Source organism: Nocardioides sp. Z35_8 (assembly GCF_059621125.1).
Genome location: NZ_JCAQIE010000001.1, coordinates 1,547,685 through 1,567,537, shown reverse-complemented (window position 1 = coordinate 1,567,537; position 19,853 = coordinate 1,547,685). Strand labels below are relative to the sequence as shown.

At 69.8% G+C, this 19,853-nt stretch carries 17 protein-coding genes and 3 tRNA genes; 2 read left to right on the top strand and 18 right to left on the bottom strand.

The window, feature by feature from the left end; genetic code table 11:
• Window positions 1-20 precede the first annotated feature (20 nt).
• The 4 genes from AC54T2_RS07535 to rplJ all read right to left on the bottom strand — a co-directional run bounded on the left by AC54T2_RS07535 (window position 21) and on the right by rplJ (window position 9,046).
• On the bottom strand, window positions 21-3,866 hold the full coding sequence (locus tag AC54T2_RS07535) for a DNA-directed RNA polymerase subunit beta' (protein WP_186340220.1): 3,846 nt from the start codon (window positions 3,864-3,866) through the stop codon (window positions 21-23).
• A gap of 85 nt (window positions 3,867-3,951) precedes the next feature.
• Window positions 3,952-7,533 (bottom strand): DNA-directed RNA polymerase subunit beta, encoded by a 3,582-nt coding sequence (rpoB, locus tag AC54T2_RS07530; protein WP_186340219.1) that lies wholly within the window; start codon window positions 7,531-7,533, stop codon window positions 3,952-3,954.
• Window positions 7,534-7,910: 377 nt separating this feature from the next.
• Entirely contained in the window at window positions 7,911-8,303 is a 393-nt protein-coding gene (gene rplL, locus AC54T2_RS07525; protein ID WP_186340218.1) for a 50S ribosomal protein L7/L12, read from the bottom strand.
• 77 nt (window positions 8,304-8,380) lie between these two features.
• The gene (rplJ, locus tag AC54T2_RS07520) at window positions 8,381-9,046 is read right to left on the bottom strand and encodes a 50S ribosomal protein L10 (protein ID WP_186340217.1); all 666 of its coding nucleotides are present in this window, start codon (window positions 9,044-9,046) and stop codon (window positions 8,381-8,383) included.
• 285 nt (window positions 9,047-9,331) lie between these two features.
• Here rplJ and AC54T2_RS07515 point away from each other — a divergent pair, with 285 nt between their 5' ends.
• Window positions 9,332-10,321, top strand: a complete 990-nt coding sequence (locus tag AC54T2_RS07515; RefSeq protein WP_186340216.1) for a DnaB-like helicase C-terminal domain-containing protein — start codon at window positions 9,332-9,334, stop codon at window positions 10,319-10,321.
• A gap of 28 nt (window positions 10,322-10,349) precedes the next feature.
• Here AC54T2_RS07515 and AC54T2_RS07510 read toward each other — a convergent pair whose 3' ends face one another.
• From AC54T2_RS07510 to AC54T2_RS07485, 6 genes are all read right to left on the bottom strand, one after another.
• Window positions 10,350-11,207 (bottom strand): SCO4651 family lipoprotein, encoded by an 858-nt coding sequence (locus tag AC54T2_RS07510; RefSeq protein WP_186340215.1) that lies wholly within the window; start codon window positions 11,205-11,207, stop codon window positions 10,350-10,352.
• Window positions 11,208-11,393: 186 nt separating this feature from the next.
• On the bottom strand, window positions 11,394-12,116 hold the full coding sequence (gene rplA / locus AC54T2_RS07505; RefSeq protein WP_186340214.1) for a 50S ribosomal protein L1: 723 nt from the start codon (window positions 12,114-12,116) through the stop codon (window positions 11,394-11,396).
• Between the two features lie 93 nt (window positions 12,117-12,209).
• Window positions 12,210-12,638 carry a 50S ribosomal protein L11 gene (rplK, locus tag AC54T2_RS07500; RefSeq protein ID WP_186340213.1) on the bottom strand — a complete coding sequence of 143 codons (429 nt, stop codon included), beginning with the start codon at window positions 12,636-12,638 and terminating at the stop codon, window positions 12,210-12,212.
• Window positions 12,639-12,741: 103 nt separating this feature from the next.
• Window positions 12,742-13,638 carry a transcription termination/antitermination protein NusG gene (nusG, locus tag AC54T2_RS07495; protein ID WP_496665883.1) on the bottom strand — a complete coding sequence of 299 codons (897 nt, stop codon included), beginning with the start codon at window positions 13,636-13,638 and terminating at the stop codon, window positions 12,742-12,744.
• A 91-nt stretch (window positions 13,639-13,729) separates the two neighbouring features.
• Complete coding sequence (secE, locus tag AC54T2_RS07490; protein ID WP_186340212.1) at window positions 13,730-13,984, bottom strand: preprotein translocase subunit SecE; 255 nt, start codon at window positions 13,982-13,984, stop codon at window positions 13,730-13,732.
• 39 nt (window positions 13,985-14,023) lie between these two features.
• Window positions 14,024-14,096 (bottom strand) — tRNA-Trp (locus AC54T2_RS07485).
• Between the two features lie 148 nt (window positions 14,097-14,244).
• On the opposite strand from AC54T2_RS07485, the gene AC54T2_RS07480 reads away from it, so the two are divergent.
• The gene (locus AC54T2_RS07480) at window positions 14,245-15,288 is read left to right on the top strand and encodes an adenosine deaminase (protein WP_489975734.1); all 1,044 of its coding nucleotides are present in this window, start codon (window positions 14,245-14,247) and stop codon (window positions 15,286-15,288) included.
• A 25-nt stretch (window positions 15,289-15,313) separates the two neighbouring features.
• On the opposite strand, the gene AC54T2_RS07475 is transcribed toward AC54T2_RS07480, so the two are convergent.
• From AC54T2_RS07475 to AC54T2_RS07440, 8 genes are all read right to left on the bottom strand, one after another.
• Window positions 15,314-16,372, bottom strand: coding sequence for a UDP-N-acetylmuramate dehydrogenase (locus tag AC54T2_RS07475; RefSeq protein WP_489975733.1), 1,059 nt, complete (start codon window positions 16,370-16,372; stop codon window positions 15,314-15,316).
• Window positions 16,365-16,781, bottom strand: coding sequence for a MaoC/PaaZ C-terminal domain-containing protein (locus tag AC54T2_RS07470; protein ID WP_496665882.1), 417 nt, complete (start codon window positions 16,779-16,781; stop codon window positions 16,365-16,367). The genes AC54T2_RS07475 and AC54T2_RS07470 overlap by 8 nt, the downstream gene beginning before the upstream one ends.
• Entirely contained in the window at window positions 16,778-17,191 is a 414-nt protein-coding gene (locus tag AC54T2_RS07465; protein WP_186340209.1) for an FAS1-like dehydratase domain-containing protein, read from the bottom strand. Before AC54T2_RS07465 ends, AC54T2_RS07470 begins: the two co-directional genes overlap by 4 nt.
• Window positions 17,192-17,305: 114 nt before the next feature.
• Window positions 17,306-17,476, bottom strand: a complete 171-nt coding sequence (gene rpmG / locus AC54T2_RS07460) for a 50S ribosomal protein L33 (protein ID WP_186340208.1) — start codon at window positions 17,474-17,476, stop codon at window positions 17,306-17,308.
• Between the two features lie 50 nt (window positions 17,477-17,526).
• Window positions 17,527-17,603: transfer RNA gene (locus tag AC54T2_RS07455), tRNA-Met, on the bottom strand.
• Window positions 17,604-17,638: 35 nt separating this feature from the next.
• A tRNA-Thr gene (locus tag AC54T2_RS07450) sits at window positions 17,639-17,711 on the bottom strand.
• An 82-nt stretch (window positions 17,712-17,793) separates the two neighbouring features.
• Entirely contained in the window at window positions 17,794-19,209 is a 1,416-nt protein-coding gene (locus AC54T2_RS07445) for an amidase (protein WP_496665881.1), read from the bottom strand.
• Between the two features lie 53 nt (window positions 19,210-19,262).
• Window positions 19,263-19,853: a DNA-3-methyladenine glycosylase I gene (locus tag AC54T2_RS07440; protein ID WP_186340206.1), complete on the bottom strand. Its 591-nt coding sequence runs from the start codon at window positions 19,851-19,853 to the stop codon at window positions 19,263-19,265.

Here is a 19,853-nt window from a genome sequence, read left to right as displayed (position 1 = left end):
CGGGGCCTGCGTCGACCCCCTCAGTTCTGGTAGGAACCGAAGTCGAAGTCGTCGAGTGCGACGGCCTGCGACGACGGACCGAAGTCGTAGTCGTAGGAGTCGTAGCCGGTGACCGAGTAGGCCGCGGCGCGGGCCTCCTCGGTCGGCTCCACCCGGATGTTGCGGTAGCGCTCGAGGCCGGTGCCGGCCGGGATGAGCTTGCCGATGATCACGTTCTCCTTCAGCCCTCGCAGGCTGTCGGAGCGGCCGTTGATCGCGGCGTCGGTGAGCACCCGGGTGGTCTCCTGGAAGGAGGCCGCCGAGAGCCACGACTCGGTCGCGAGCGAGGCCTTGGTGATGCCCATGAGCACCGGACGACCCGAGGCCGGCTTGCCGCCCTCGGAGACCACGCGCCGGTTCTCCTCCTCGAACCGAACCCGGTCGACCAGGTCGGACGGGAGCAGGTTGGTGTCACCGGACTCGATGACCGTCACGCGCCGCAGCATCTGCCGCACGATGATCTCGATGTGCTTGTCGTGGATCGCCACGCCCTGCGAGCGGTAGACCTCCTGGACCTCGTCGACCAGGTGCTCCTGGGCCTTGCGGACACCCAGGATGCGCAGGACGTCCTGCGGGTCGGGCGTACCGGAGGTGATGTGGTGACCCACGTCGATGTGGTCGCCGTCCTCGACGTTGAGGCGCGAGCGCTTCGACACCGGGATCTCCTGGACCTCGGAGCCGTCGTCGGGGGTGACCACGACGACGCGGGCCTTGTCGGTCTCCTCGATCTTCACGCGTCCCGCGGACTCCGCGATCGGCGTACGACCCTTGGGCGAGCGGGCCTCGAAGAGCTCGACCACACGGGGCAGACCCTGCGTGATGTCGTCGGCCGAGGCCACACCACCGGTGTGGAAGGTACGCATCGTCAGCTGCGTGCCGGGCTCACCGATCGACTGGGCGGCGATGATGCCGACCGCCTCGCCGATGTCGACGAGCTTGCCGGTGGCCAGCGAGCGGCCGTAGCACTTGGCACAGGTGCCGGTGCGGGCGTCGCAGGTCAGCACGGAGCGGACCTTGACCTCGGTGATGCCGGCGGCCACGAGCTCGCCGATCTTGACGTCGCCGAGGTCCTCACCGGCGGCGGCGAGCACCTCGCCCGTCTCCGGGTGGGTGATCTCGACGGCCGCGGACCGGGCGTAGGCCGAGGTCTCCACGTGCTCGTCGTCGATCCGCTTGGGCAGGCCGCGCTCGGTGCCGCAGTCGTCCTCACGGATGATGACGTCCTGCGAGACGTCCACCAGACGACGGGTCAGGTAGCCCGAGTCGGCGGTGCGGAGCGCGGTGTCGGCGAGGCCCTTGCGGGCACCGTGGGTGGCGATGAAGTACTCGAGCACCGTCAGGCCCTCGCGGAAGTTGGCCTTGATCGGGCGCGGGATGATCTCGCCCTTCGGGTTGGCCACCAGTCCACGCATGGCCGCGACCTGCCGGATCTGGTTCATGTTTCCGGAGGCACCCGAGTCGACCATCATGTAGATCGGGTTGGCGCGGTCGAAGTTGGCCTCCATCGCGCGACCGACCTCGGCCGCAGCCTGGGTCCACAGCTCGATGAGCTCCTGACGACGCTCGTCGTCGGTCATCACACCGCGCTCGTAGTTCTTCTGGACCTTCTCGGCCTGCGCCTCGTAGCGGCCCAGGATCTCGGCCTTGTTGTCGGGAGTGGTGACGTCGTCGATCGAGACGGTCACACCCGAGCGCGTGGCCCAGTGGAAGCCGGCGTCCTTGAGGGCGTCGAGCGAGGCCGCGACCTGCACCTTGGTGTAGCGCTCGGCGAGGTCGTTGACGATCGAGCCGAGGCGCTTCTTGCCGACCTCCTCGTTGACGAAGGGGTAGTCCGCCGGGAGGGTGTCGTTGAAGTAGACCCGGCCCAGGGTGGTCTCGAGCCGGAGCGCGGTGCGCTCCTCCCAGTCCGAGCCGACCTCGAGGTCGAGCGGGGGCACCACGTCGGTGAGGCGGATGCTGATCTTGCTCTGCAGCGAGATCTCACGGCGGTCGAAGGCCATGATCGCCTCGGCCGGCGACGAGAAGACGCGACCCTCGCCGGGCTCGCCCTCGCGGTCCGTGGTCAGCCAGAACAGGCCGATGATCATGTCCTGCGAGGGCATGGTCACCGGACGGCCGTCCGAGGGCTTGAGGATGTTGTTGGTCGAGAGCATCAGGATGCGGGCCTCGGCCTGCGCCTCCGCGGACAGCGGGAGGTGCACGGCCATCTGGTCACCGTCGAAGTCGGCGTTGAACGCGCCGCACACGAGCGGGTGGATCTGGATGGCCTTGCCCTCGATCAGCTGCGGCTCGAAGGCCTGGATGCCGAGGCGGTGCAGGGTGGGCGCACGGTTGAGCAGCACGGGGTGCTCGGTGATGACCTCTTCGAGGACGTCCCACACGACCGGGCGGGCGCGCTCGACCATGCGCTTGGCCGACTTGATGTTCTGCGCGTGCGAGAGGTCGACGAGGCGCTTCATCACGAACGGCTTGAAGAGCTCGAGCGCCATCTGCTTGGGCAGGCCGCACTGGTGGAGCTTGAGCTGCGGGCCCGAGACGATGACCGAACGACCGGAGTAGTCGACGCGCTTGCCGAGCAGGTTCTGGCGGAAGCGACCCTGCTTGCCCTTGAGCATGTCGGACAGCGACTTCAGCGGCCGGTTGCCCGGTCCGGTGACCGGACGACCGCGACGACCGTTGTCGAAGAGGCTGTCGACGGCCTCCTGCAGCATCCGCTTCTCGTTGTTGACGATGATCTCGGGGGCACCGAGGTCGAGCAGCCGCTTGAGGCGGTTGTTGCGGTTGATGACGCGGCGGTAGAGGTCGTTGAGGTCGGAGGTGGCGAAGCGGCCACCGTCGAGCTGGACCATCGGGCGCAGGTCCGGCGGGATCACCGGTACGGCGTCGAGCACCATCCCGATGGGCTGGTTGCCGGTCTTGCGGAAGGCGTCGACGACCTTGAGCCGCTTGAGGGCGCGGACCTTGCGCTGGCCCTTGCCGTTGGCGATGGTGTCGCGCAGCGACTCCACCTCGGCCTCGATGTCGAAGTCCTGGAGGCGCTTCTGGATCGCCGTGGCGCCCATGTGGCCCTCGAAGTACTTGCCGAACCAGGTCTTCATCTCGCGGTAGAGCAGCTCGTCGCCGAGCAGGTCCTGGACCTTGAGGCTCTTGAAGGTGTCCCAGACCTCCTCGAGGCGCGCGATCTCACGGTTGGCGCGGTCGCGGAGCTGGTTCATCTCGCGGTCGGCACCGTCGCGCACCTTGCGCTTGGCGTCGGCCTTGGCACCCTCGGCCTCGAGGGTGGCGAGGTCCTCCTCGAGCTTCTTGGCGCGGTCCTCCACGGAGGCGTCGCGACGCTTCTCGAGGCGCTCGCGCTCCAGGCCCACCTTGTTCTCGAGGGAGTCCATGTCGCGGTGACGCGCGTCCTCGTCGACCGAGGTGATCATGTAGGCGGCGAAGTAGATGACCTTCTCGAGGTCCTTCGGCGCCAGGTCGAGCAGGTAGCCCAGGCGCGAGGGGACGCCCTTGAAGTACCAGATGTGGGTCACGGGAGCGGCGAGCTCGATGTGGCCCATCCGCTCGCGGCGCACCTTGGAACGGGTCACCTCGACGCCGCAGCGCTCGCAGATGATGCCCTTGAAGCGCACGCGCTTGTACTTGCCGCAGTAGCACTCCCAGTCCCGGGTGGGACCGAAGATCTTCTCGCAGAAGAGGCCGTCACGCTCGGGCTTGAGCGTGCGGTAGTTGATGGTCTCCGGCTTCTTGACCTCACCGTGGCTCCACGTGCGGATGTCGTCCGCGGTGGCCAGGCCGATCTGAAGCTGGTCGAAGAAGTTAACGTCGAGCACGATGGCTGCAGTCCTTCGTTAGTACGTGGAAAGTGGAGCGTGGGACTGAGGGCGGTGCGCCGGCCGGGGCCGGCGCACCGGTGACTCAGACTTCTTCGACGGAGCTGGGCTCGCGGCGGGACAGGTCGATGCCGAGCTCCTCGGCAGCCCGGAAGACGTCTTCCTCGGCGTCCTTCATCTCGATGGTGGAGCCGTCCTGCGACAGCACCTCCACGTTGAGGCAGAGCGACTGCATCTCCTTGACGAGCACCTTGAACGACTCGGGGATGCCGGAGTCGGGGATGTTCTCGCCCTTCACGATGGCCTCGTAGACCTTCACGCGGCCCGGCACGTCGTCGGACTTGATCGTCAGCAGCTCCTGCAGGGCGTAGGCGGCGCCGTAGGCCTCCATCGCCCAGACCTCCATCTCGCCGAACCGCTGGCCGCCGAACTGGGCCTTACCGCCCAGGGGCTGCTGCGTGATCATCGAGTAGGGGCCGGTCGAGCGAGCGTGGATCTTGTCGTCGACGAGGTGGTGCAGCTTGAGGATGTACATGTAGCCGACCGCCACCGGCGCCGGGAACGGCTCACCCGAGCGACCGTCGAAGAGGTTGGCCTTGCCGTCCTCCTTGACCATCCGCTCACCGTCGCGGTTGGGGAGCGTGGAGCCGAGCAGACCGGTGATCTCGTCCTCACGGGCACCGTCGAACACCGGGGTCGCGACCTTGGTGTTGGGCGCGGCCTGGTCGGCGCCGATCGAGATGAGGCGCTTCTTCCAGTCGGACTCACCCTTCTCGCCGGAGAGGTTGAGGTCCCAGCCCTGCTTGGCCAGCCAGCCCAGGTGCAGCTCGAGGATCTGGCCGATGTTCATGCGTCGCGGCACACCCAGCGGGTTGAGCACGACGTCGACCGGCGTGCCGTCCTCCATGAACGGCATGTCCTCGATCGGCAGGATCTTGGCGATGACGCCCTTGTTGCCGTGGCGCCCGGCGAGCTTGTCGCCGACCGAGATCTTGCGCTTCTGCGCGACGTAGACGCGCACCAGCTGGTTGACGCCCGGAGGCAGGTCGTCGCCGTCCTCGCGGTCGAAGACGCGCACGCCGATGACCGTGCCGGACTCGCCGTGGGGCACCTTCATCGAGGTGTCGCGCACCTCGCGCGCCTTCTCGCCGAAGATCGCGCGGAGCAGGCGCTCCTCGGGGGTGAGCTCGGTCTCGCCCTTGGGCGTGACCTTGCCGACCAGGATGTCACCGGTGGTGACCTCGGCGCCGATGCGGATGATGCCCCGCTCGTCGAGGTCGGCCAGGCCCTCCTCGGAGACGTTGGGGATGTCGCGCGTGATCTCCTCGGGCCCGAGCTTGGTGTCGCGGGCGTCGACCTCGTGCTCCTCGATGTGGATCGAGGTGAGGACGTCCTCCTGCACCAGGCGCTGGCTGAGGATGATCGCGTCCTCGTAGTTGTGGCCCTGCCACGGCATGAAGGCGACGAGCAGGTTGGTGCCCAGCGCCATCTCGGCGTCGTCGGTGCAGGGACCGTCGGCGATCGGCGTGCCGACCTCGAGGCGGTCACCGGCCTTGACCAGCGGACGCTGGTTGATGCAGGTGCCCTGGTTGGAGCGACGGAACTTGGCCAGACGGTAGGTCTGGTAGGTGCCGTCGTCGTTCATCGTCTCGATGGCGTCGGCGGACACCTCCTTGACCACACCGGCGTTGTCGGCGACGACCACGTCACCGGCGTCGACGGCGGCGCGGTACTCCATGCCGGTGCCGACCAGCGGGCTGTCGCTGGTGATCAGCGGCACGGCCTGGCGCTGCATGTTGGCGCCCATGAGCGCGCGGTTGGCGTCGTCGTGCTCGAGGAAGGGGATCAGGGCCGTCGCGACCGACACCATCTGGCGCGGCGAGACGTCCATGTAGTCGACCTCCTCGGCCAGGATGGCGTCGACCTCGCCGTTCTTCTGGCGGACCAGCACGCGCTCCTCGACGAACTTCATCTTCGCGTCGAGGGGGGCGTTGGCCTGGGCGATGACGTAGCGGTCCTCGTCGTCGGCCGTCAGGTAGTCGATCTCGTCGGTGACGACACCCTTCACCACGCGGCGGTAGGGGGTCTCGACGAAGCCGAACGGGTTGATCCGGCCGTAGGAGGCCAGTGACCCGATCAGGCCGATGTTGGGGCCTTCCGGGGTCTCGATCGGGCACATGCGGCCGTAGTGCGACGGGTGGACGTCACGGACCTCCATGCCGGCGCGGTCACGGGACAGACCACCGGGACCGAGGGCCGAGAGGCGACGCTTGTGCGTCAGGCCGGCGATCGGGTTGGTCTGGTCCATGAACTGCGAGAGCTGCGAGGTGCCGAAGAACTCCTTCAGCGCAGCGACCACGGGACGGATGTTGATCAGGGACTGCGGCGTGATGGCCTCGACGTCCTGGGTCGTCATCCGCTCGCGGACCACGCGCTCCATGCGGGCCAGGCCCGTGCGGAGCTGGTTCTGGATGAGCTCGCCCACGGTGCGCATGCGGCGGTTGCCGAAGTGGTCGATGTCGTCGGCCTGGACCTTGACGGGGGCACCGTCGGGGCCCTCGACGACGTTGCCGGCGGCGTCGAGCAGGTCGGGCGCCTCGGCCTGGACACCCGCGTCGTGCAGCTGCACGACGTAGCGGATGGCGGCCACGACGTCGTCGATGGTCAGCGTCTGCTGGTCGAACGCCTCCTGGAGGCCGAGCTTCTTGTTGATCTTGTAGCGCCCGACCTTCGCCAGGTCGTAGCGCTTGGGGTTGAAGTAGTAGTTGTTGAGCAGCGTCTGCGCGGCCTCGGCCGTCGGCGGCTCGCCCGGGCGGAGCTTGCGGTAGATGTCGAGCAGCGCGAGGCGGGTGACCTCGTCGTTGACCTGCTCGGCGGTGGGGGCCTCGCCCCGCGCCTTCTTCTGCAGCTCGTCGTAGACGGTCTCGTAGCGGACGCTGTCCTTCTCGAGCGTCAGCATCATCGACTCGTACTGGCCGAACTCCTCGCGGATCTGCTCGGTGGTCCAGCCGAGGGCCTTGAGCAGCACGGTGACGTTCTGCTTGCGCTTGCGGTCGAGGCGGACGCCGACCAGGTCGCGCTTGTCGATCTCGAACTCCAGCCAGGCACCGCGGCTCGGGATGAGCTTGGCGGTGAAGATGTCCTTGTCGGACGTCTTGTCGGGGCTGGACTCGAAGTAGACGCCCGGCGAGCGGACCAGCTGCGAGACCACGACGCGCTCGGTGCCGTTGATGATGAAGGTGCCCTTGCGGGTCATCATGGGGAAGTCGCCCATGAAGACCGTCTGGCCCTTGATCTCGCCGGTCTCGTGGTTCATGAACTCGGCCGAGACGTAGAGCGGGCGGGAGTAGGTGAAGTCCTTCTCCTTGCACTCCTCCTCGGTGTACTTCTCGTCGAGGAAGACGGGATTGTCGAAGGAGAGCATCATCGTCTCGGAGAAGTCCTCGATCGGGGAGATCTCCTCGAAGATCTCCTGCAGACCGGTCTTCTCGGAGACGTCCTCACCGGCAGCCCGACGGGCGGCCACCTCCGCCTCCCAGCGCTCGCCGCCGACCAGCCAGTCGAAGCTGCTCGTCTGGAGCGAGATGAGGGGGGGAACCTCGAGAGGTTCGGTGATCTTTGCGAAAGAGGTGCGACGGTGGTTACCAGCAGAGCTGCGCGCGGCCAAGAGGTGTCCTCACAGATGAGCAAGTGATCGGCGCTTGCCGACCACCACGACGGCCGTCCGGAAGGCGTCGGGCATCTGAGGGCAGGCGCAACAACACACGATAGCGCAACTGTGGGCATGCCACAAACGCGGGGACGATTTCCCATCGGGTCATGCCACGCGTTGGCCATGACTATGAACGCCGGAGGGCCCGTGGTCAAGCAGAACGCGCCGATCCGGTCCGTTCGGATGGGACCGGGAGCGGCGAGGCGGACCGGTCGTGGACCTGGTCGTGGAGGAGGACGCCTGCGGGGGATGACGAAGGGCGGCCACCCCGGACCCGGGGTGACCGCCCTTCGACGGTTGCTGCGGAGCAGCGAGGTGTCAGACGCGGATCGTCACTTGACGGTGACGGTGGCGCCGGCGGCCTCGAGGGCCTCCTTGGCCTTGTCCGCGGCGGCCTTGTCGACGTTCTCGAGGATCGTCTTGGGGGCGGCCTCGACGAGGTCCTTGGCCTCCTTCAGACCGAGGGAGGTCAGGGCGCGCACCTCCTTGATGACGTTGATCTTCTTGTCGCCGGCGGCCTCGAGGACGACCTCGAAGTCGGTCTTCTCCTCGGCGGCGGCGTCGCCACCGGCAGCGCCACCGGCGGCCGGGGCGGGGGCCACGGCGACGGGGGCGGCGGCGGTCACGCCGAAGGTGTCCTCGAACTGCTTCACGAACTCGGAGAGCTCGATCAGGGTCATCTCCTTGAAGGCGTCAAGGAGCTCGTCGGTGCTGAGCTTCGCCATGATGGCAAACCTTTCGTCTGTGGTGCGGTCGCGGTGTGCGGCCGTTCCGGGGTTTCAGGTGGTGTACGTCGGCCTGGTCAGGCGTCGGTGGACTCGGCGGCCGCGTCGGCCGACTCGTCGCTCGCCTCGGCGTCGGCGGCACCCTCGGACGAGGGGGCCTCCTGGGCCGGAGCGTCCTCGGCAGCGGGAGCAGCCGGCGTGCCGGCACCACCTGCGAGGATCGAGGGGTCCTGCTCGGCCTTGGCCTGCAGCGCACCCGCGAGACGGGCGGCCTGGGCGATCGGCGCGTTGAGCAGGTAGACGGCCTGGGACAGCGAGGCGAGCATCGCGCCCGCCAGCTTGCCCATCAGCACCTCACGCGACTCGAGGTCGGCCAGCTTGGCGATCTCGGAGGCGTCGAGGGGCTTGCCGTCGAGGACTCCGCCCTTGATGACGAGGGCGGGGTTTGCCTTGGCAAAGTCACGCAGACCCTTGGCGGCCTCGACCACGTCTCCATTGATGAAGGCGATGGCGGTGGGGCCGGTCAGCAGGTCGTCGAAGCCGTCGATGCCCACCTCGGTGGCGGCGATCTTGGCCAGCGTGTTCTTGACCACGGCGTAGTTGGCGTTCTCGCCGAGGGCTCGCCGCAGGTCCTGCAGCTGCTTCACGGTGAGCCCGCGGTACTCGGTCAGCACAGCGCCGGCGGAGTCGTTGAAGGACTCAACGATCTCTGCGACGGCGGCAGTCTTTTCTGGCCGCGCCATGGGTCTCCTTCCGGGGTTGACCACCGGCGTCGGTCCCACAGACGACGAACGCCCTGAGCACAGGCTCAGGGCGTGGGCGGCATGACTGCCGCTGCTCTGTCACCTGCGCCGGCCGCCCGCTGCTGCGGACCTTCAGTCGTGGGCGAGGAGCCCATGACAACCTGCGGTCTCTGGTTTCGAGTGCCACAGTACGCGCCGGGCACGGGGGCGACAAATCGGCGGGCAGCCGGAGCCAAAGCGCCCAATCCTCCCACGAGGGGGCGCCAACACTGCTTCCATTGCCGCGTGGACCACCAGCTCATGACCGTCGGGGCCTCACTGGCCCGGAGCGACGAACGCATGCTCACCGGGCGCAACGCGGCCGGCCGCCTCTGGAAGACCGGCTTCGGCGGTCTCGACCCCCTGATCGGCGGCGGGATGCGCGCCGGCTCACTGGTGCTGCTCGCCGGCCCGCAGGGTCTCGGCAAGTCCACCTTCGCCCTCCAGATCGCCCGCAACACCGCCGCGAGCGGCCGACCGGTCCTCTACTTCTCCTTCGAGCACGACGCCGAGGACCTGACGCAGAAGCTCCTCGCGATGGAGGCGGGCGAGCTCGACGACTCCGACCAGGTGCGGGTCAACAGCATTCGCTCGATCTTCGACGACCTGTGGGTGAGCTCGCTCGAGCACCGCCTCGAGTCGGTGCCGTCGGGCGTCGAGGCGCTGGCGCGGGTGGCGCACTACTCCGAGCTGCTCTTCGTGCACCGCTCCACCGGCACCCGCACCGACCTCGACGCGATCCAGGCCGCCATCGAGGCGGTGCGCGAGCTGTCGGGCACCACCCCGCTCGTCGTCGTGGACTACCTGCAGAAGGTGCTGTCCGGCCACGCCGACGAGGAGAACAGCACGACCGAGGTGGTCGAGGGCCTCAAGGACCTCGCCATCGACATCTCCGCCCCGGTGCTGGCCATCTCGGCGGCCGAGAAGAACGCGCTGCGCTCCGGCAGGCGGATGCGCGCCAACGACCTGCGCGGGTCGAGCGCCCTGGCCTACGAGGCGGACGTCGTGCTGGTGCTCAACAACAAGTTCGACATCGTCGCGCGCCACCACCTGACCTACGACCTCGGCAACGCCGATCGGTTCCGCGAGTACGCCGTGCTGACGGTGGAGAAGAACCGGTTCGGCCGCGACGGGGCCGTGCTGCAGTTCCGCACCCGCTTCGACCAGGGCCGCTACGAGCCCGAGGGCACCGAGGTCAAGGAGCAGCTGATCGACGAGCGGGTCTTCCGGGACTGATCCCGGGCGGACCCGCCCGTCGCCGGACTCACACTCCGGGCTGCTCGGTGACCTCGCTCGACGGGGGCTCCTCGATCTCCACGTCGGTGCCGAAGTCGGCGTAGGTGCCCTCGCTGGTCGAGGTCGTCGGCTTGCCGCCACCGACGGCCGGGATCTCGATCGTCTGGTTGAACTTGCGCGGCAGGTTGTCGGCGTCGACCCACATCTCGGTCACCAGCTCGTCGGGGAGCATGTCGGCCATCGCGGGCGGGAACTCCATCGCCTCGAGGTACTGGGTGGGGTCGAGGGTGATGCGGTAGTGGTTGGCCTCGACGCCGTCGACGTCCTCGGTGCCGATGAGCTCCAGCTTCTTCGGCGCCTCCATCGACTTGAACATCACCTCGGGGTCGGTGGCCTTGCCGAGCATGCCGAACAGCGAGTTGGGGTCGCTCAGGTCGATCTTGAGCCACTTGTCGCCGGTGCCGAGATCCTTCGACTTCATGTACATCGCCTTGCCGATGAGGATCATCTCCATCGCCTGCGCGCCCGTGCTCGACGCCTTCATCTCCATGCCGTCGTCGCCGAAGCGGGCCTCGCCGGCCATGGTCTGCGTCTGGCCGGCGGTCCCCGAGGTGGTCTCGAAGGTGAACGTCTCGGCCTCGCGCATCGCCTCCATCACCGACGGGTAGAACTCCTCGGCCGACAGCTCGGTGAGGGACGCCTCGCCGGCACCCTCGTCCGTGCTCTCGTCGGTGCTCTCATCCGTGCTCTCGTCGGTGCTCTCGTCGGTCGCCGAGCTCGGGGAGTCGGAGGAGCCCGCGTCGTCGCTGCACGCGGCGAGCCCGGTCCCCAGGGTCAGGACCAGGGCGGCGGAGCCGAGTCGGCGGGCAAGGGGCGTGACGCGCATGTGTGTCTCCTGGGACGGGGTTGGACGATGATCCGGTGGCGGGTGCCGTGGGGCTTCTACCCAAGGGTCGCACGGGCAAACGAACATCCCGCCCCAGCACCGAGACACGGCCGAAGACACGGCCGAAGACGCAGCACGGCCCGGTCACCCCGTGAGGGGTGACCGGGCCGGGCTGTCGGACCGGGGTCAGGCCTGGGCGGCCTCGTCCTCGGACGCGACGTTCTTGACGCGGTTGGGGTCGACCTGGATGCCGGGACCCATCGTGGTGGAGACGGTGATCTTCTTGATGTAGCGGCCCTTGGAGCTGGCCGGCTTGAGACGCAGCACCTCCTCGAGCGCGGCGGCGTAGTTCTCCGCGAGCGCGACCTCGGAGAAGGAGGCCTTGCCGATGATGAAGTGCAGGTTGGAGTGGCGGTCGACGCGGAACTCGATCTTGCCGCCCTTGATGTCCGTGACGGCCTTGGCGACGTCGGGGGTCACCGTGCCGGTCTTCGGGTTGGGCATGAGCGAGCGGGGGCCGAGCACGCGACCGAGGCGGCCGACCTTGCCCATCATGTCGGGGGTGGCGACCACGGCGTCGAAGTCGAGCCAGCCGCCGGCGACCTTCTCGATCAGCTCGTCGCCACCGACGAACTCGGCGCCGGCCTCACGGGCGGCCTCGGCCTTGTCGGCGTTGGCGAACACGAGGACGCGGGCGGTCTTGCCGGTGCCGTGCGGGAGGTTGACGGTGCCGCGGACCATCTGGTCGGCCTTGCGCGGGTCGACGCCCAGGCGCATGACGACGTCAATCGTCTCGTCGAACTTCTTCTTGGAGCCGCCCTTGGCGATCTTGATGGCGGCCAGCGGCGCGTAGAGCTCGTCCTTGTCGAACGTCTCTGCGGCCGCGCGGTAGGTCTTGCTGCGCTGCATGGTCTTCTCGTTTCTGTGGTGCGAAGGATGTGGTTTAGGCGAGCCAGCGCGGCTCTCCCACGGTCGGAGCTGGAGTGCTGCCCGCGACCTCGATCAGTCGGTCGTGACGCCCATCGAGCGCGCGGTGCCCTCGACGATCTTCATGGCCGCGTCGATGTCGTTGGCGTTGAGGTCGGGCAGCTTGGTCGCGGCGATCTCGCGGACCTGGTCCTTGGTGAGCTTGCCGACCTTGTCCTTGTGCGGGACGCCGGAGCCCTTCGAGAGGCCGGCGGCCTTCTTGATGAGCTCGGCGGCCGGCGGGGTCTTGGTGATGAAGTCGAACGAGCGGTCCTCGTAGATGGTGATCTCGACGGGGATCACGTTGCCGCGCATGGACTCGGTCTGGGCGTTGTAGGCCTTGCAGAAGTCCATGATGTTGACGCCGTGCGGGCCGAGCGCCGTACCGACCGGCGGAGCCGGGGTGGCCGAGCCGGCCTGCAGCTGCACCTTGACCAGTGCGGCGATCTTCTTCTTGGGAGGCATTGCCTTCTTCTTTCTCTCTTGTGGTCCTGACGAGGGCCGATGCCCCCTGCCACGGGTTGTCGCTACTTCAGTGTCGGGCCCGCACGGCGGACCGACGAAATCGTCAGACCTTCTGGATCTGCGAGAACGAGAGCTCGACCGGGGTCTCGCGGCCGAAGATCTCGACGAGCGCCTTCACGCGCTGCGACTCGGCGTTGATCTCGGTGATCGTCGCGTGGAGCGTGGCGAACGGACCGTCGACGACCATCACGGAGTCGGAGACGTCGAAGTCGGCCACCTCGACCGGCTTGCGCGGGGTGGTGGACGCGCCCTTCTCGCCCGCCGCGGCGGCCTCGGCCTCGGCGACGGCCACGACGGCCGGCGCGAGCATGTCCTCGACCTCGCTCATGCTCAGCGGCACGGGCTGGTGGCTGTGGCCCACGAAGCCGGTGACCGACGGCGTGTGACGCACGGCCGACCAGGACTCGTCGGTGAGGTCCATGCGGACCAGGACGTAGCCGGGGAGCACGGTGCGGGTGACCATCTTGCGCTGGCCGTTCTTGATCTCCGCGACCTCCTCGGTGGGGACCACGATCTCGTGGATGTAGTCCTCCATGTTGAGGGAGATGATGCGGTTCTCGAGGTTGTGCTTGACCCGCTTCTCCATGCCGGAGTAGGTGTGCACCACGAACCAGTCGCCGGGCTTGGCCCACAGCTCACGGCGGAACGCCTCGAGCGGGTCGTCGGCGGACTCCTCGGCGGACTCCTCGGCGGACTCCTCGGCGGACTCCTCGGCGGGCTCCGCCTCGGTCTCGTCGGTCTCGTCGGCGTCGGTCGCCTCGGCGGCGGCCTCGGCGGCCACGTCGTCGTTCACCTCGTCGTTCACCTGGTCGCTCACCTGGTCGCTCACCTCGCCGGTCTCGGTGTCCGCGACGGAGTCCGTGACGGCGTCCTCCGGGGTCGCCTCGTCGACGGACTCGACCTGGTCGTCGACCTGGTCCACGTCATTGTTCTCAGACACGTCTCACTCCGTAGGTCGTTGCTGGCCCCGGTCGGGACCGGGGGCCGGGATCACCCGGCGGGATTGCGAGCGGTGGTCACTGCCCACCTCGTCACTGGGCGCTGTTGCCCGTGAAGACCTCGAAGACCAGCTTTCCGAAAGCCAGGTCGAGGACGGTCACGAGCGCCATCACCACGATGACGAAGACCAGCACCACGAAGAAGTAGGTGACGAGCTGCTGCTGGGTGGGCCAGACCACCTTGCGGAGCTCGGCCACCACCTGGCGCAGGAACGTGACGGGGCTGGTGCGCCCACGGTCGTCGCCGCGCGAGTCGCGCCGGTCCTGAACCGCGTTGCCGTCGGCCACGTTCTCCACCTTCTCGTTGTTGCTGTGCAGTGTTCCTCGCAGGGCACGAGGGACTTGAACCCCCAACCTTCGGTTTTGGAGACCGATGCTCTGCCAGTTGAGCTAGTGCCCTCCGGTGGTCTCGTCCCCATCGCTGGGGGCATGCCGAAGCATGTGGCGAAACCACCAGTCCGGAAGCATACGGGGCGGGCCCAGTCCCAGTCGAACCGAGGCGCCGCACCGGGCGCGGAGCGGGCACCGGGTCCGCCTACGATGCTGGGATGGCGGGTGCTGCGGGGGCGGGGCGTAGGGAGACCCGGCGCGACGTCTCGCAGCTGCCCAAGGCCCACCTGCACCTCCACTTCACCGGCTCGATGCGGCACGCCACGCTGCTCGAGCTCGCCGAGCGGGACCAGATCGTGCTCCCCGACTCGCTGGTGGAGGACTGGCCACCGCAGCTGAGCGCGGCGGACGAGAAGGGCTGGTTCCGGTTCCAGCGCCTCTACGACGTGGCGCGCTCGGTGCTGCGCACGCCCGACGACGTGCGCCGCCTGGTGCGCGAGGCCGCCGAGGACGACGTGCGCGACGGGGGCCGCTGGCTGGAGATCCAGGTCGACCCCAGCGGCTACGCCGCGCGGTTCGGTGGCATCACCGCGTTCACCGAGCTCGTCCTCGACTGCGTGCGCGACGCCGCCGAGCGCACCGGGCTGGGCATGGCCGTGGTCATCGCCGCCAACCGCACCCGGCACCCGCTCGACGCCCGCACCCTGGCCCGGCTGGCCGCGCAGTACGCCGGGCGGGGCGTGGTCGGCTTCGGGCTGTCCAACGACGAGCGCCGCGGGCGCACCGAGGAGTTCGAGGGCGCCTTCCGCATCGCCGAGCGCGCCGGGCTCCTGCTCGTTCCGCACGGCGGCGAGCTGCGCGGGCCGGCCCACGTGCGTACGTGCCTCGACAGCCTGGGCGCCCAGCGGCTCGGCCACGGCGTGCGCACCGTCGAGGACCCGGCGCTGCTCGACCGGGTGGTCGAGTCGGGGGTGGCGCTGGAGGTGTGCCCGGTCTCCAACGTGTCGCTGGGGGTCTACTCCGACCTGACGTCGGTGCCCCTGCCCCAGCTGCTGGCGGCGGGCGCGACGGTCGCCCTCGGTGCCGACGACCCGCTCCTGTTCGGCTCCCGGCTCGCCGGGCAGTACGCCACCATGCGGGCCGCGCACGAGCTCGACGACGCGACGCTGGCGCGGCTGGCGGAGATGTCGTTCGAGGCCTCGCGGGCGCCGTCCGACGTGGTGGCCGCCGCGCGCCGCGACATCGCGGCCTGGCTGGCGTGAGGAGACCCGCGGCCCCGGGTGCGGGTCAGAGGGAGCAGCCGACCGTCACGGGTTCGTTGACCAGGGTGATGCCGAACCGCTCGCGCACCCCGTCGCGCACCTCGCGGGCCAGGGTGAGCAGCTCCTCGGTCGTGGCGCCGCCGCGGTTGGTGAGGGCGAGGGTGTGCTTGGTCGACAGTCGTACGCGCTCCCCCGCCGCCGCGCTGGTGTAGCCCTTGGTGAAGCCGGCGTGCTCGATCAGCCACGCGGCGCTCGACTTGACGGTCCCATCGGGCTGCTCCCACCGGGGGGCGTCGGCCGGCAGGGCGGCGGCCTGCTCGGGGGCCAGGACCGGGTTGGTGAAGAACGACCCCGCGCTCCAGGTGTCGTGGTCGGCCGGGTCGAGCACCATCCCCTTGCCGCCGCGCAGCGCCAGCACGGCGTCGCGCACGGCCGCCAGGGCGGCCCGCTCCCCCTGCTGGACGCCGAGGGTGCGGGCGAGCTCGGCGTAGCCGATCGGCTCGGACAGCTCGCCCTGGCGCAGCTGGAAGGTCACCTCGAGGACGACGTAGCGCCCCGGCTCGGCCTTGAACCGGCTGTGGCGGTAGCCGAAGCCGCAGTCGGCGGCGGCGAAGGTGCGCTGGGTGCGGTCGACGCGGTCCCAGGTGCGGACCCGGGAGATGGTCTGGGAGACGTCCTGGCCGTAGGCGCCGACGTTCTGGATCGGCGTGGAGCCGACCGCGCCGGGGATCCCGGAGAGGGCCTCGACACCCGCCCACCCCTGCGCGACGGCATGGCCCACGAGCGCGTCCCAGTCCTCACCGGCCGCCACGGTGAGCACGACGCCGCCGCACTGGGCGAGCGCGTCGACGTCGCAGGTGTCGGTGTCGGCCGTGACCCCGGTCGTGGCGACCTGCACGACCCGCCCGTCGAAGCCGGCGTCGGCCACGACGAGGTTGGACCCGCCCGCCAGCAGCAGCACCGGGGTGCCGGCGGCGTCGGCGTCGGCCACGGCCGCGACGAGCTCGGCCTCGGTGGCGGCACGCACCCACTCCCGGGCGGGGCCGCCCAGCCGCAGGGTGGTGTGGTCGCGCAGGTCAGTCACCGGCGCCGGCCCCGCGCACCACGGCCTTGGGCATGCCGAGCACCTTGGTGCCCTCGCAGGTCACCTCGAGCGCGAGGGTGACGAGGCCGTCGGCCACCGACTTCACGGTGCCGCCCACCACGACCTCGGCCCCGCCCTCAGCGGGGAGGACGACCGGGCTGGTGAACTTCGCGCCGAGGTCGACGACCTCGGCGCCGTCGGTCCACTCCGCGACCGCCCGCCCGACGAGGGCCAGGGTGTACATCCCGTGGGCGATCACGCCGGGCAGGCCGACGCTGCGCGCGACCGCCTCGTCCTGGTGGATCGGGTTGTGGTCGCCGCTGGCGTCGGCGTAGGCGACGAGGTCGGCCCGGGTGATCGTGTAGGTCCGGGGCTCGAGGGAGGCGCCGGCCTCCAGCCGGGCGGTCACTGCGCCGCCTCCGCGCCGGCGGAGTGGACGAGGGTGGCCTTGCCGGTGCACACGACCGCGCCGGTGGCGTCGGTGATCTCGCTGGCGGTGGCGATGATGTCGGCGCCGCCGATCTGGCGCAGCCCGGTCACCCTCAGCGTCGCGCTGAGCTCGTCGCCGACCGCGAGGGGGCGTACGTAGGCGAAGCGCTGCTCGCCGTGGACGATGCGGTGCAGGTCGATGCGCTCGGCGTCGAGGAAGGCCTGCATGGCGTCGAAGGCGAGCACGATCGGGAACGTGGGCGGCACCTGCTCACCGGCCCCGCCCGGGTGGCCGACTGCGGCGGCGAACGCGCCGACCCTCTCGGAGGTCACGGTCAGGGGCGCCGGCGCGGGGAACTCGCGCCCCACCAGCGAGGGGTCGACAGGCATGGCCCGAGCCTAGGACACCCTGCCGGCGCGGCGACCGGGCCCGGACGCACAGCGACCCGTCCGAGTGCTCGGACGGGTCGGGGTGCGACGAAGGACGGTCGTCGGCGAACGGCCTCAGCGGGTCTCGCGGTGAGCGGTGTGCTGCCGGCAGCGCGGGCAGAACTTCTTCAGCTCGATGCGGTCGGGGTCGTTGCGACGGTTCTTCTTCGTGATGTAGTTGCGCTCCTTGCACTCGGTGCACGCGAGCGTGATCTTGGGGCGAACGTCAGAAGACTTGCTGGCCATGGGAGATCCTTGGGTTGCGGGTGGTGCGGTGCGGAGCTGCTGGACACTGGTGGTAGCGGGGGCGGGACTCGAACCCGCGACACCACGATTATGAGCCGTGTGCTCTAACCACCTGAGCTACCCCGCCGCGGAGGCCGGGCTCCCGGAGGAGATCCGACCCAGAGCCCCTTTACGGAATCGAACCGTAGACCTTCTCCTTACCATGGAGACGCTCTGCCGACTGAGCTAAAGGGGCAACGACGGAGAACGATACACACGCCCCGCCACGATGAGAAATCGGCTCCCGCGGAGCCTTCCCGGGCCAGTCCGGACCCCGTTCAGGCGGCGTGGATCCGCGGCCATCCGACGGCCTCCTCGAGCTCGAGGGCCAGCCCGAGCAGGCGTGCCTCGCGCCCGGCTCCGGCGCCCAGCATCATCCCCTGGGGGAGCCCGGCGGCGGTCGTGGCGAGCGGGAGGGAGACGGCCGGCTCGCCGGTGGCGTTCTGCAGCGGCGTGAAGGCCACCCAGTCCATCAGGCGGGCCATGATCTCGTCGTAGTCCTGGTCGGGTCGCAGGTGACCGACCCGGGGCGTCTCGGTCGCCAGGGTCGGCGTCAGGGTGATGTCGTACGACGCCCGGTGCCGGGCGGCGACGCGCTGCGAGCCGCGCAGCACCGCGATCGAGAACGGCTGCTTGTGCAGGTTGCGAGCGGCGTGGCGGGCCAGGCCGAGGGTGAGGTTGTCGAGCCGGGACGGGTCCCAGGTGGGCCCGAAGTCCTTCTTGCCCCGTCGGGCGATGACCAGCGCCAGCATCGCCCAGAAGCGCACGAAGTGGTCGGGGAAGCTCGCCGGCACCGGGTTGTCGACCTCCTCGACGTGGTGACCCAGCTGCTCGAGCAGGGCGGCCGTGCGGAGGGTCAGCTCGCGCACCTCGGGGCTGCACGAACGGCCGATGCCCTCGGTGACGACCGCGACCCGCAGCCGGGCGCGGCTGGGGCGGGTGACGTCGCCCACGGGCGGCAGGAGCGGGTTGCGCCAGATCTTCTCGGCCTCGCGGTAGAACGCCGCGGTGTCGCGGACGCTGCGGGTGAGCACGCCGTCGGAGACGATCTGCACCGGCATCTCGCGCATCATCCGGTCCTGGGCCAGGCGGCCGCGGGTGGGCTTGAGGCCGACCAGCCCGTTGACCGCGGCCGGGATCCGGATCGACCCGCCCCCGTCGTTGGCGTGGGCGATCGGCACCGCCCCGGCCGCGACGAGGGCGGCGGAGCCGGCGGACGAGGCGCCTGCGTAGTGGTCGGTGCTCCACGGCGAGCGCACCGGGCCGAGCCGCACGTGGTCGGCGGCCCCGGAGAAGCCGAACTCCGAGAGCTGGGTCTTGCCGAGCGGGATCAGCCCGGTCGCGAGGTACATCCGGGCGAAGTCGCCGTCGGCGGCCTGCGGCTCGGCGGTGAACGCGTCGGACCCGTGCTGGGTCGGCATCCCGGCCACGTCGGCGTTGTCCTTGACGAAGGTGGGCACCCCGGCGAACCAGCCGCCGCGGGGGTGGCGCGCCTCCTCGCGAGCCCGGTCGTAGGCGGCGTACGCCACGGCACCGAGCGCGGCGTCGACCCGCTCGGTGCGGGCGATGGCGGCCTCGACCACCTCGGGCACCGAGACCGAGCCGGAGCGCAGCGCCTCGACCAGGCCGGTCGCGTCGAGGTCGGCGAGGGCGTCGTCGGGGGTGAACGCGTGGACGCGCCCGGCTGCTGTCATGCGCGTGAGACTAGCCAGCGCGTCGTGCCGGCGACAGGCTCTCCGGTGCCAGGTCAGCCGGCGCACCCCCGCCGGTGGCACCCGGCGAGGTGGTCGTCGACGAGCCCGATCGCCTCCATCAGGGCGTACATCGTCGTCGGCCCGACGAAGGCGAAGCCGGCCTTCTTCAGCGCCGCCGACAGCGCGACCGACTCGGGCGAGGTGGTGGGGACGTCGGCGGTGGTGCGGGGCGCCGGGCCGGGCTCGGGCCGGAAGGACCAGATGAACGCCTCCAGCCCGCCGTGCTCGCGCAGGGCGACGGTGGCGCGGGCGTTGGTGACGGCCGCTTCGACCTTGCGGCGGTTGCGCACGATGCCGGCGTCGGCCATCAGCCGCTCGACGTCGCGCTCGTCGAAGGCCGCGACGGTGTCGGCGTCGAAGCCGGCGAACGCGGCGCGGAAGCGCTCGCGCTTGTCGAGGATGGTGCGCCACGACAGCCCCGACTGGAACGCCTCGAGGGTGAGCCGCTCGAGGTGCGCGGCCTCGCCGTCGACGCGCAGGCCCCACTCGGTGTCGTGGTAGTCGCGGTTGACCGGGTCGCCGGCACCCCAGGGGCAGCGCGCCACCCCGTCGGCGCCGACCACGGGACCGACTCCGCTCTCCAT